Raw genomic sequence first — 13473 nt, 5'->3', positions numbered from 1 at the left:
CGTCACATAGGGAATGCCGACGATCCATTGTGGTGCACACGCGCGACGCTGCCGGTGTGAAAGGAACTTGATGCACCATAAATGAGCATAAACACGTGGATCAACGTGGCCGCCTGTCGATCAAAAATCGCATGCAAACCCCAGTCCTTCTTTTTGCGCGCGTCGATAGGCGAGCGCTGCGACAGCCAGATCCTGCAGCGCAGTGCCGGTCCCGTCGAAGATCGTGATGTCGTCGGCTGCGCCGCGCTGCTGGGCGCCACTCACCAGCCCGCCGAGCGTGAGGCTCAGTTTTTCCGCCGTGAGCAATCCGCGGGCGTACGCATGTTGGCATTCGCCAATCGAGATCGCCTGCTGGATCTCGTCAACGACGATGCTGGCTGCCGCCACCAGTTCCACCTCGAGTTCCTGCTTGCCGATTGTGTCGGCTCCCATTGCGTTGATGTGGACGCCTGGGCGAATCCACTCGCGGCGGATCAGCGGCATATGTGACGGCGTTACCGTAATCAGCACATCGGCGTGACGCGCGACCGCCTCGAGGGACAACGCATCGAATCGCAGACCGTCCGCCTCGACCAGGTCGCGCAACGTGCGCAGGTTGTCCGGATTCGGGTCCCACGCCAGCACATGCGTGATCGGACGTACAGCGCACGTCGCGCGATATTGATGGATCGACTGTGCGCCGGTGCCGACGATACCGAGAATCGACGCGTCCGGGGACGCGAGACCACGCGTCGCAAGTGCGCTGGCCGCTCCAGTGCGAATGCCGGTGAGATAGTTCGCTCCTACAAGGGCGACTGCGCGACCGGTGTCTGCATCAAACAGAAGTACTGAAGACTGGTGATTGCCCAGCCCCCTTTTTACATTGCCCGGCCAGTAACCGCCGGCCTTGAGACCGAGCACCGGCAGCGACGCATCAAAGCCGGCTTTCACGCCGAATACGGCGTCGGCATGGCCAGTTTGTTCCCGCACGACGGGATACGATCGGGCATTGCCCGCGTAGCTCGCGGCAAAGGCATCGCCGACGGCGTCGATCGCGTCCTCGACGGACACGAGTTGGGACGCCTGTTGCTCCGGAATGATCAACATGAAAGCCTCGCAGCATTGAAACTCCCTAACATAGCGGGGCGGAATCCGGCTGGCCAATGCCGATACGGTCTGGACTCATGCAAAGACGGTTGCGGAGGAACTCAAGGCTGTAGCTTGTCCGCCGTGACGGTGTAGCCCAAACTGCTGCTCTCCTGGGAGCCTCTCCTCAATAAAGGATTACACCGTCCGTGACTCACTCCGATCCTCTGCAAAGTCTTCCTGACATTCTTGAACCAGGTTTGTCGGTGGTGTTTTGCGGAATCAATCCGGGCGTTCTTGCGGCATCGACCGGCCGCCACTTTGCCGGCAGAGGCAATCGGTTCTGGCGGGTCGTTCATCTGGCGGGCTTCACCCCTGAACAGATTTCTCCTGACGACGATCACACGCTCCTGCAGTACGGTTGTGGCCTGACGACCGTGGTCTCGCGTCCAACCGCACGAGCCGACGAACTATCGCCCCGCGAGTTCAAAGCGGCGGCGACGGAATTCGAACAGAAGATTGAACGCTATGCGCCGCAATGTGTTGCCTTCCTCGGGAAGATGGCGCTCTCCGCGATGTCGGGCACACGCGACATCGACTGGGGCCCGCAACCGACAACGTTCGGCGGCGCCCGCGTATGGGTGTTGCCCAATCCCAGCGGACTGAACCGGACATTCAGCCTCGACGCGCTAGTGATCGCCTACCGGGAACTTCGTCTTGCCGTTGCGCCGGCCAGGGGCGCGCTTTCTCCTTCAACGCGCAGACCTGTTCCCTCATCGCGGCTTGAATAATTTCAACAAGCTTTCATCGCGCACTCCCGCTCGCGACGACCACCGCCCAAAGAAAACCTCAACGATCAACCGTTCGTCAGCGCGAGCTGCAAGCCGAAAGACATCCGACGGAGTCTTTCAAACCTCAACATGTATCACTCCGGTAACTCAAGCCTTGCGCGCCCCTGGTACATTGACGCCATGCCTCGTCTCAATCGTTGTCCACCAGCTTCCACCAAGGCGAACATGAGCAACACACGGTCTGTCAGCAAGGCCCTCGCGGTAGTCGGCGATTCGCCGCACGCGCTATTTCGCGAGGCGACCTTGATAAAACGTTACCGCCAATTACGAAGCGCATTCATCGCTACGGATCCAGTCACCAGGCCATAACGTCGCCCTGTGCCGGTCACGGCCTTAAGCATTTTGCCCAGTCCGCTTTGCTTGCAATTAGATAACAGCAGTCCAAACAGTCGTTGGGTTGTGACAACGCACGAGAACCATGGCATGTTCCCAACATCCCGGCAGAGAATGACTCCCCGTCCAACTATCAACGGCAGCATCTGTTTTCGGAGATACCTATGAGCGAAGCCGTGTCCAAGCAACCCAAGCGCTCCCGACGCGGGCTCATTCTGTTTGCGGTTGTCGTGCTGGCGCTAGTCGCGCTTGTCGTTGTCCACCTGTTGACCCAGAAGAAACCCACGCGCGACGTCGCACCGATCGTCGTCACTGTCGCGAGCGCCACACTCGGTTCGATGCCTGTCACGTTGAGCGAACTCGGCACGGTCACGCCGACCGCCACCGTGACCGTGCTGCCGCAGCTAAGCGGCTACCTCACGGCCGTCGGTTATCACGAAGGCCAGGAAGTACAGAAAGGCCAGTTCCTCGCCCAGATCGATCCGCGCCAGTATCAGATCAGCAAGCAGCAGGCTCAGGCGACACTCGCCAAAGACCGCGCGACGCTGGCCCAGGCGCGTGCCGATCTGGTCCGCTTCACGCAATTGAACGAGCGCAAGTCGATCGCCCAGCAGACCTTTGCGGATCAGCAATTCCTCGTGCAGCAGGACGAGGCTGCAGTCCAGGCCGATCTCGCCAACATCGCCCAGTTCGACCTCGACCTGGCCTATTGCTACATCACCGCGCCGGTCGCCGGCAAGGTCGGCCTGCGCCTCGTGGACCCGGGCAACTACGTGACGGCGTCATCGTCGACGGGGATTGTCGTCATCACCACCATCAAGCCGACTACCGTGCAGTTCACGGTGCCGCAAGACGCGCTGGCCTCCATCGTGCAGCGCCTGAACGGCGGCGCCACCTTGCCGGTCACCGCGTATTCCAGCGACAACGCGCGCGAGGTTGCCACAGGCACGCTTTACGCCGTCAGCAACCAGATGGCCACATCGACCGGCACCGTCACCTTACGCGCCACTTTTCCCAACGACGACGAAGCGCTGTTCCCCAACGAGTTCGTCAACGTCAAGCTGCTGGTCGATACGATGCAGAATGCCGTGCTGGTGCCGACCCCCGCCGTGCAAACCGGCGCGCCGGGCGACTTCGTCTATCTGGTCAACGCGAACAGCACCGTCTCAGTACATAAGGTCAAGCTCGGCCCGAGCGACGGCAAGAACACGGTCATCCTGTCCGGCCTCTCCCAAGGCAACCAGGTGGTCACGGACGGTACAGACCGCCTGAACGACGGCGCCAAAATCCAGCCGGCCAAGCCGAAGCCCGCGGCGGCTGGTGCGTCGGCCAGCGGCGCCGCCGCGGAGCCTGCCGCCTCCGAACCCGCTGCCGGGTCCGCGCCAGCAGCGGCGTCGGCTAATGCTGCTTCGTCGTAGCAAGCTCACGCGCCGATGAACATCTCCCGTCTGTTTATTCTTCGACCGGTAGCCACGCTGCTGCTGATGATCGCACTCGTGCTGGTGGGCCTCGTCGCCATGCGCGTGCTGCCGGTTTCGTCGCTGCCCAACGTCGACTATCCGACCATCCAGGTGCAGACGTTCTATCCGGGCGCGAGTCCCGACGTGATGGCCACCACGGTCACGGCGCCGCTCGAAGTGCAGTTGGGCGAGATCCCCGGCTTACAACAGATGACCTCGTATAGCTCGGACGGTGCATCGGTCATCACGCTGCAGTTCGATCTCTCGCTGAACCTCGACATCGCCGAGCAGAACGTCCAGCAGGCTATCAACGCCTCCAACAGCTACCTGCCCTCCGGTCTGCCGGCGCCGCCGACATATGCCAAGGTCAATCCGGCCGACCAGCCGATCCTGACGCTCGCGGTCACGTCGAAATCGATGTCGCTGACCCAGCTTGAAGACGTCGCCAACAACCGTCTCGGCACCAAGATTTCCGAAGTGTCGGGCGTGGGCGTGGTCACGACGAGCGGCGGCAATGTACCGGCAATCCGTGTGGAAGCGGACCCGCACAAGCTGGCCGCCTACGGTCTGAACATCGACGATCTGCGCACGTTGCTCAGCTATGTCAACGTCAGTCAGCCGAAGGGCAATTTCGACGGCCCGGAGCTCGATTACACGATCAACGGCAACGATCAGATCACCGACCCGAAGGACTATCTGGACACGGTGATCGCCTACCAGAACGGCGCCCCGGTATTCATGCGCGACGTCGCGCGGGTCAGTCAGGCCGCTCAGGACGTCGAGCGCGGCGCCTGGTACAACGGCTCACCGGCGATCGTGCTCAACGTGCAGCGGCAACCGGGCGCGAACGTGATCGCGACCGTCAACCAGATCATGAAACAACTGCCGCAGCTCGAGTCCACGCTGCCGGCCGGTATGAAAGTGACGGTGGTGTCGGACACCACGGGCGTGATCCGCTCGTCGGTTTCCGACGCGGCGTTCGAGCTGATTCTCGCCATCGTGCTGGTGGTCGCGGTGATCTTCGTATTCCTGCGCAACGTGCCCGCCACGCTCATTCCGAGCATATCGGTGCCGGTGTCGCTGATCGGCACGCTGGCTGTGATGTACCAGTTGAACTACTCGATCGACAACCTCTCGCTGATGGCGCTCATCATCGCCACCGGCTTCGTGGTCGACGACTCGATCGTGATGATCGAGAACATCGTGCGTTATCTGGAGGAAGGCAAGACACCGCTCGAAGCCGCGCTGGAAGGCGCGGGTCAGATCGGCTTCACGATTCTGTCGCTGACCATCTCGCTGATTGCCGTGCTGATTCCGTTGCTTTTCATGGGCGGCGTGATCGGGCGTCTGTTCAGCGAATTCGCGGTGACGCTCGCCGTCACCATCGTGATCTCCGCGATCGTCTCGCTGACCGTGGTGCCGATGCTCTGTGCGCGCATGTTGCGCGCGCAGGCCGACCGTCATCCGAGCCGCTTTGAGCGCATCAGCGAGGGCCTGTTCGACAAAACGCTCGGCGCCTATGAGCGCGGGTTGCGCTGGGTGCTGGATCACCAGGTGCTGACGCTCGTGGTGGCCATCGGTACGGTCGTGCTGACCGGCATCCTGTACGTGGTGATTCCGAAGGGCCTCTTTCCGGTGCAGGACGTCGGCGTGATCGAGGGGATTAGCGTGGCCGACAACTCGGTGTCGTACACCGCGATGGTGAAACGCCAGGGCGCGCTCGCCGATGCGATCCTGAAAGACCCGGATGTGGTTTCGCTGACCTCGTACGTGGGTATCGACGGCACGAACTCGACGCTGAACAATGGCCGCTTCCTGATCAATCTTCGCGACCGCGACAAGCGTTCCGACACCGCGCAAGAAGTGGCCCGGCGTCTGCAGCAGGAAGTCGCCAGTGTGCCGGGCGTCAGGCTCTACATGCAGCCCGAGCAGGATCTGACGCTCGACACAACGGTCTCGCCGAACCAGTACAGCTTCGTGCTGCGCGGACCGAGCCAGCAGGCGTTCCAGAAGTACGTGCCGGAACTGATAGCAAAGCTGAAGCAGATTCCGTCGCTTGCCGACGTGCAAAGCGACATGAATACCGACGGCCTCAGCGTGAACGTCGAAGTCAACCGGCAACTTGCGGCGCGCTTCGGCATTACGCCCGCGACAATTGACAACGCGCTCTACGACGCGCTCGGCCAGCGGATCGTCTCGACCATCTTCGAGCAGTCGAACCAGTACCGCGTGATTCTCGTCGCCAAACCGGAATCGTTGCCGAACGTGCAGTCGATCGGCAACCTGTATCTGCCGAGTCAGACCAGCAGCACGGGCCAGGTGCCGCTGTCGGGCATCGCGAAGATCCAGATCACGAAGTCGCCGCTTGTGATCAGCCATCTGGCGCAGTTCCCATCGGTCACCATCTCGTTCAACCTCGCGAAGGATGCGTCGTTGAGCACCGCCGTCAAGGCCATCCATCAAGCCGAACAGTCGGTGAACCTGCCGCCGTCGATCACCTCGTCGCTGCAGGGCGCGGCCCAGGCATTCGAGGATTCGCTGTCGAGCGAAGTCTATCTGCTGATCGCGGCGCTGGTCGCGGTGTATATCGTGCTCGGCGTGCTGTATGAGAGCTTCATCCATCCGGTGACGATTCTGTCCACACTGCCCTCGGCGGGTATCGGTGCGCTGCTCGCGCTGATGATCGCCGGCAGCGACCTGGATGTGATCGGCATTATCGGTATCGTGCTGCTCATTGGTATCGTCAAGAAGAACGCCATCATGATGGTGGACTTCGCGCTGGACGCCGAGCGCAATCACGGCAAGCCGCCGCGCGAGGCGATCTTCGAGGCTTCACTGCTGCGTTTCCGCCCAATCCTGATGACCACCCTCGCCGCCATGCTCGGCGCGCTGCCGATGCTGCTCGGCAGCGGCACGGGTTCGGAATTGCGCCGGCCGCTGGGTCTCGCGATCATCGGCGGTCTGACGCTAAGCCAGGTACTGACGCTCTTCACCACGCCCGTGATCTATCTGTTCTTCGACAGAATGGCCGAGCGTACGAGACGCTGGCGCAACCGCAATAAACCGGAGAGTTCGCCTCCTGGCGGTGCGGAGGAAACGCCGTGAACATTTCGGCGCTATTCATCCGGCGGCCTGTCGCGACCACGCTTCTGGCCGTCGCGATCCTGATCTCCGGGGCGCTCGCCTACTTCCGGCTGCCGGTTGCACCGTTGCCGAATATCGCCTTTCCGGTCATCGTCGTGCAGGCGAACATGGCGGGCGCGAGTCCGGCCATCATGGGGACCACGGTGGCCGAGCCGCTCGAGCGGCGGCTCGCCACGATTGCCGACGTTGAAGAACTGACGTCGATCAGCACCGTCGGCTCGTCGTTGATCGTGGTCGAGTTCGGTCTAAAGCGCGACATCAACGGCGCCGCGCGCGACGTCGAAGCGGCCATCCAGGCGGCGCGCGCCGACCTGCCAACCACGCTGCGCAGCAACCCGAGCTATCGCCAGTACAACCCGGCGGACGCGCCGATCATGGTGCTCTCGCTGACGTCGGACACGCTCACCAAGGCACAGCTCTACGACTCCGCGGATTCGGTGATCCAGCAGCAACTCTCGCAAGTCCAGGGGGTGGGTCAGATCACACTCGGCGGCGGCGCGTTGCCCTCGGTACGCGTGGAATTGCAGCCGGGCAAACTGAACAGCTACGGCATCGGTCTGGAAGACGTACGCGCGGCGATCAGCGCCGCCAACGCCGACAGCGCGAAGGGCCATCTGGACGAGGGCGACCAGCGCTACGTGGTCACGTCCAACGACCAGATTACGCATGCCGCGCCGTATCGCGACCTGGTGGTCGCCTACCGCAACGGCTCGCCGGTCCAGTTGCGCGACGTGGCCCAGGTCAGGGATTCGAACGAAAATATCCGCAATGCCGGGCTCTTCAACGGCAAATCCGCCATCCTCGTGATCGTGTATCCGATGCCGGGCAGCAATGTCGTGAGCACCGTCGCGCAGATTCGCAAGGTCCTGCCGTCAATCGAGGCGACACTGCCGAGCAGTGTGCACGTGGGCATCGCGATCGACCGTTCGGAGTCGGTCAGAGCGTCGGTGGGCGACACGGAGCGCACGCTATTCATCGCCGTGCTGCTGGTAGTGGGCGTCGTGTTTATTTTCCTGCAATCGCCGCGCGCCACGCTGGTGCCGGCCGTTGCGCTGCCGCTGTCGATCGTGGGCACCTTCGGGCCGATGTACCTGCTCGGCTACAGCATCGACAACCTTTCACTGATGGCGCTGACCATCGGCACCGGCTTCGTGGTCGACGATGCGGTGGTGGTGCTGGAAAACATCGTGCGTCATATGGAGTTGGGGCTCAGCCCGAAAGAGGCCGCCTTGAAAGGCAGCGGCGAAGTGGGCTTCACGGTGATCTCGATGAGCCTTTCACTGATCGCCGTGTTCCTCCCGATCATGCTGATGCCGGGTGTGGTCGGCCTGCTGTTCCATGAGTTCGCGGTCACGCTCTCCATCGCCATCCTGATCTCGCTGGTGATTTCGCTGACGGTCACACCGGCCATGTGCGCCTACGTGCTGAGCCGCGACAACGCCGGACATTCGAAAGCGCGTTGGGCGATATGGGTCGAAAAGCAGTTCGATCGTTTCAAGAATGCCTACTCGCGTTCGCTCACGGCCGTACTGGACCACGCGCTGCTGGTCATCCTGCTGTTGATCGGTCTGCTGGTGGGCAATGTGTTTCTGTTCAAGCTGGTGCCGGCCACCTTCTTTCCTGAGCAGGACACGGGCATCCTGATCGGACAGATCATCGCCGACCAGAGCATCTCCTTTCCGGCGATGCAAAAGAAGCTCACGCAATTGCAGGAGATCGTGCAGAAGGATCCGGCAGTCGCCTCGGTAGCCGGCTTTACGGGCGGCCGCGCGCTCAATACCGCGAACGTGTTCATCGAACTCAAGCCGCTAGCCCAACGCCACGCCTCGGCCACTGAGGTCGTGAACCGCCTGCGGCCCAAGCTCAATGCGGTCTCAGGCGCCCGGCTCTTTATCCAGGCACAGCAGGATCTGCGAATCGGCGGACGGCAATCCGCCGCCGAGTATCAGTACACGCTCACCAGCGACGATTCCGCCGCACTGTTCAAGTGGACACCGCTGCTCGTCGCCGCGCTCGCCAAGGAGCACGCGCAGTTGCTCGACGTGAACTCCGACTTGCAGCAAAACGGTCTGCAGACCTACGTCACCATCAATCGCTCGACGGCGGCGCGCTACGGCTTTGCGCCGAACCAGGTCGACAGCGTGCTGTATGACGCGTTCGGCCAGCGCACGGTGTCGACCATCTACAACCCGCTCAACCAGTATTTCGTGGTGATGGAGGTGGCGCCGGATTACTGGCAATACCCGCAAGCGCTCAACCAGATTTACCTGAGTACGGCGTCGGGCAACGCCACCGGCACGGCGGGCACGCAGATGCCGGGTGGCACGGTGTCGGGCGTGACCGTCGCGACCGAAGCCAGTGCGACCACGAACACGCTCAACTCGAACGCGCAAGCCAACGCGACCACCAACAGCATTGCCAATAGCAAGGGCGGCAGTTCGACCGGCAGTGCGGACAGCACCGCGGCCGAAACCATGGTGCCGCTGGCAGCGCTGGCTTCGTTCTCGAACAGCCATACATCAACCCAGGTGAACCACCAGAGCGGCCTCGTGGCCGCGACGATTTCGTTCAACCTGCCCGCGGGCGGTTCGTTGAGCAAGGCAGGCGTGGCGATCAACAACACGATCCGCGAGATCGGCATGCCCGCCAGCATCCACGGCTCGTTTGCCGGCGCGGCGGCGGCCTACTCGCAGTCCATGGGGACGGTGCCGCTGCTGATCCTGGCTGCGCTCGGCGTGGTGTATATCGTGCTCGGCGTGTTGTACGAAAGCTCGATCCACCCGCTGACCATCCTGTCGACGCTGCCGTCCGCGGGCATCGGCGCGACGCTGGCCTTGCTGATTTTCGGCACACCGTTCTCGGTGATCGCGTTGATCGGCATCATCCTGCTGATCGGTATCGTCAAGAAGAACGGCATCATGATGGTCGACGTCGCGATCCATTTGCAGCGCACCGAAGGCATGCCGGCGCGGGACGCGATTCACTCCGCCGCCGTGGTCCGTCTGCGGCCGATCATGATGACCACATTCGCGGCCGTGCTCGGCGCGGTGCCGCTCGCCATCGGCATTGGCCAGGGCGCGTCGCTTCGGCAACCGCTCGGTATCACGGTGATGGGCGGCCTGATCCTGAGTCAGGTCTTTACCTTGTACACGACGCCGGTGATCTACCTCTACCTCGACCGCTTGCGTTTCAAGCTGGTCAGATGGTCCGCCAACCTGCCATGGAATCGCGACGCGCAGCAACCCGGACAACCGGATACGAGGGCATGACGATGAAGATTTCCCGTAACCGCTTTGGCCACCTTCGGCCGCTGGCCGTCGCGACGCTGGCCCTGCTGGCCAGCGGCTGCATGGTCGGCCCGGACTACCACCGGCCGCAGGTCAATGTGGCCGCCACCTACTCGGAGCTGCCGGGCTGGACGCAAGCCGAGCCCGCGGCGGACAAACCGAAAGGCGACTGGTGGACGGCCTTCAACGATCCGTTGATGGACCAGCTCGAACCGCTGGTGTCGGTGTCGAACCAGACCGTGCGCGCGGACTACGCGAACTATCAGGAAGCGCTGGCAGAAGTGCGGGCGGCGCGTGCCGGCCTGTTCCCGACCATCGGCGTAACCGGTTCGGGCACCAAGGCGCGCAGCTCGGTCGGCAATGCCGCCCGAGTGGTCAACTCAGCCTCGCTGGAAGGCAACGTCAGCTGGGCGCCTGACCTGTGGGGCCAGGTGCGGCGCACGATCGAAGAAAACGCCGCGACCGCGCAATCGAGCGAAGCGACGCTCGCCAATGCGACGCTCGCCGAGCAGGTGGCGTTGGCCACAGCGATCATCCAGCTGCGCACCAGTGACGCCAATATCGACCTTCTGCAGAAGACGGTCGTGGCCTACCAGCACTTTCTGAGCGTCGTGTCCGACCAGGATCAGGCGGGCACCATCCCGCCGTCCGACTTGATCTCTGCCCGCACCCAGCTCGAGACGGCGCAGTCCAATCTGATCGCGCTCGGCGTGGCGCGCGCTCAAGACGCGCACGCGATCGCCGTATTGGTGGGCAAGAATCCGGAAGAGCTCTCGATTACGCACAGCACCACGATGCCGACGCTGCCAGGCGTGCCCGTCGGCGTGCCGTCGACGCTGCTCGAACGCCGGCCCGATATCGCCGTCGCCGAGCGCAAGATGGCTGCGCAAAACGCGGCAATCGGTGTAGCGGTGTCGGCGTACTACCCGGAGATTTCCCTTTCCGGGCTGGCCGGGCTCACGCAGTCGCCGTTGTCCGGTCTGTTCAAAGTGGCCAACTACGTCTGGTCGCTCGGCGGCAGCGCCACCGAAACGCTTTTCGACGGCGGCTTGCGCAGCGCCGATGTCGACGCGGCGAAGGCAGCCTACGACTCGGCCGTCGCCAATTACCGGGGCACGGTGTTGACGGCGTTCCAGAACGTTGAAGACGATTTGAGCGGGTTGCGAATCCTGGCCGAGCAGTCGGTCGTTCTCGATACAGCCGTGCAAGATGCAACTCGCGGCGCCGAGATCGCGCTCAACGAGTACGAGGCCGGTACAGTGGACTACACGACCGTGGCGACCGCACAGGCCACACAGTTGGCCACTCAGCAGACCGCGCTGAATGTTCAGGAGACGCGCTTGCTGGATGCCGCGTCGCTATTCGGCGATCTGGGCGGCGGCTGGTCGGCGGACCAGTTGCATGATCCGCGGCATCCGGACCGGCAGGCAGCGTCGCAGTGAGCGCCTGAGAGCAGGAGCACCGTTCACGGCATCGCCAATGCCAGATGCTCCTGACGACGCAGTGACCCCAGAAAATCAGGCGCGTGGAGGGCTTCGCCGGCGGTGAAGACGCCCGCCCCGTGGACCAGCCCATTGACAACGCGCGTGACTGCTTCAACCACCAGAGGCGCGCTGATTGCGTAGATATCCTGACCGCTTGCCGATATGCGACGTTCATTGCCTCCTGACCGCACCACAACGTCGACGAGGAAGGTTTGCGCGGAGCGTCCGTTTTCGTCGACCGCGACAGGCGGCGACGCATCCGGCTCCAGCAGGTCTTTAACCGCCACAGCCGTCATGTACGAGCGAATCTCGGGTGTCTTCAGATGGCGCGCGATCGTCACAGTATCCGCCATCGTGAATTCGCCAATGACCGGCTGCTTGCCGAGCGGTGCAGGGAACTGCCATTCGCCAACCGGCGCTGCGTCCGTGCGGAACACCATCTGTCCTTTCGTAAAGACAAGGCGCCGCCCCTCTCTACGCTGCCGCGAGACTTGGCCTGCCGCTCTTGTGCCGAGCGTCGGCTTCCAGCTGCTGAGCCCATAGGCGATGCAGATTTCGTCCGCTGCCGTCCAATCGCCCATTGCCGCCGTGGCAAGAAGATCGCCCAGGCCGCCGAAGAATGCCATCCCCGGCACGATCACGACGCCCGCCTCGCGCGCCCGTTCAGCGTAGTGCTTGAACGTATCCAGATTGGCCTCTAACTCCGCCGCGACATCCAGATACGGAATCCGTGCACGCAACGCGGCTTCGATCACCGGCGCGGACGTACTGGCGAAGGGGCCGGCGCAATTGATCACAGCAGCCGCGCCTGCAAGCGCCCGGTCGAGAGAATCCGGGTCGTCTACCGATGCGGGCCGAATGTCCAGCCCGGGGTAAGCCGCGCTGAGAGCGTTCAGCTTGCTAGCATCGCGTCCGGAAAGGATAGGTCTCCAGCCACGCCTGAGCAGTTCAGACACCACGAAGCGGCCGGTATGGCCATAGGCGCCGAAGACGGCCACGGTTTGATTCGACGGCATTGCAGACCTCCAGTTGTTATGGTGTTTCTTCGCATGGGGAGACAGCAGTTTGGCAATACAACGACGCTACAGATCTGTAGCGTTTTTTAAAGAGTAGAGTACAGATCTGTAGCGTGTCAAGGGATATGTTGGTACAGTAACCGGCAAGCAGAAAGTTTCCGTCTCTCAAGAGGACTTGCCATGAGCAGAGGCACATCTACCGTAGCAAAAGAAGCCGCAAGCGCCAGTTCCAGCAGCGTCCGGGAACGCATACTCGATACGGCGGCGGAGTTGTTCTATCAGGAGGGCGTCAGGGCCGTCGGTGTCGATCTCGTCGTCGAACGCTCAGGAGTTGCGAAGACCAGTCTCTATCGTCACTTCACAACCAAGGACGATCTTGTCGCTGCGGTGCTCGAGCGAGACGACGCGAATTATTGGGCCGACTGGGACAAGACCGCGACGCGCCACCGGAACGCGCCAAGAGATGAGCTCACGGCTCACCTCAAGTGGATCGCTCGCGACATCGCCGCGCCCAAATACCGCGGCTGCCCTTTTCTCAACGTGGCAACGGAGTTTCCGGCGCCGGATCATCCCGCGCGGGTGGTGGCCCTCAGGCATAAGGTGGAGCTGCGCCGCCGTCTCGGTGCGCTAGCGAAGCAAATCGGCGTTGCCCGGCCGGATAATCTGGCCAACCAGATCGCACTTCTTATCGACGGCGCGTACGTCTATGGGCAGTTGGCAAACAAGGAGGCAGCGCAGCCGCTCGTGCCGGCGGCGCTTGCGCTGATCTCGGTTGCGGACAATCCTGGCTGAGCCGTGCGGGGGGATTGACAGGACGGCTGAGCAGCCTCAAG

General features: G+C 62.7%; 8 protein-coding genes. 6 read left to right on the top strand and 2 right to left on the bottom strand.

Going from position 1 to position 13473, the window contains the following annotated elements; genetic code table 11:
- Window positions 1-120 precede the first annotated feature (120 nt).
- Window positions 121-1086, bottom strand: coding sequence for an ornithine cyclodeaminase family protein (locus M0D68_RS05820; protein WP_200652488.1), 966 nt, complete (start codon window positions 1084-1086; stop codon window positions 121-123).
- Window positions 1087-1274: 188 nt separating this feature from the next.
- Between M0D68_RS05820 and mug the strand changes: the two genes are divergently transcribed.
- The 5 genes from mug (at window position 1275) to M0D68_RS05795 (ending at window position 11582) form a co-directional block, all read left to right on the top strand.
- Complete coding sequence (gene mug / locus M0D68_RS05815; RefSeq protein ID WP_200652487.1) at window positions 1275-1856, top strand: G/U mismatch-specific DNA glycosylase; 582 nt, start codon at window positions 1275-1277, stop codon at window positions 1854-1856.
- A gap of 557 nt (window positions 1857-2413) precedes the next feature.
- Complete coding sequence (locus tag M0D68_RS05810) at window positions 2414-3667, top strand: efflux RND transporter periplasmic adaptor subunit (protein WP_200652486.1); 1254 nt, start codon at window positions 2414-2416, stop codon at window positions 3665-3667.
- Between the two features lie 15 nt (window positions 3668-3682).
- Window positions 3683-6814, top strand: coding sequence for an efflux RND transporter permease subunit (locus tag M0D68_RS05805; protein ID WP_093635068.1), 3132 nt, complete (start codon window positions 3683-3685; stop codon window positions 6812-6814).
- Window positions 6811-10122, top strand: coding sequence for an efflux RND transporter permease subunit (locus M0D68_RS05800; RefSeq protein ID WP_093635067.1), 3312 nt, complete (start codon window positions 6811-6813; stop codon window positions 10120-10122). Before M0D68_RS05805 ends, M0D68_RS05800 begins: the two co-directional genes overlap by 4 nt.
- Before the next feature lie 2 nt (window positions 10123-10124).
- Window positions 10125-11582 carry an efflux transporter outer membrane subunit gene (locus M0D68_RS05795; protein WP_244179374.1) on the top strand — a complete coding sequence of 486 codons (1458 nt, stop codon included), beginning with the start codon at window positions 10125-10127 and terminating at the stop codon, window positions 11580-11582.
- 23 nt (window positions 11583-11605) lie between these two features.
- On the opposite strand, the gene M0D68_RS05790 is transcribed toward M0D68_RS05795, so the two are convergent.
- Entirely contained in the window at window positions 11606-12640 is a 1035-nt protein-coding gene (locus M0D68_RS05790) for a trans-acting enoyl reductase family protein (protein WP_266223937.1), read from the bottom strand.
- 180 nt (window positions 12641-12820) lie between these two features.
- Between M0D68_RS05790 and M0D68_RS05785 the strand changes: the two genes are divergently transcribed.
- Window positions 12821-13432 (top strand): TetR/AcrR family transcriptional regulator, encoded by a 612-nt coding sequence (locus M0D68_RS05785; protein ID WP_200652483.1) that lies wholly within the window; start codon window positions 12821-12823, stop codon window positions 13430-13432.
- Window positions 13433-13473: the final 41 nt, after the last annotated feature.

Source organism: Paraburkholderia sp. SEWSISQ10-3 4 (assembly GCF_030464785.1).
In the GTDB taxonomy this organism is placed as follows: Bacteria; Pseudomonadota; Gammaproteobacteria; order Burkholderiales; family Burkholderiaceae; genus Paraburkholderia; species Paraburkholderia aspalathi.
Note: the sequence above shows the minus strand (reverse complement) of the source record. Positions and strands in the feature narration are given on the sequence as shown.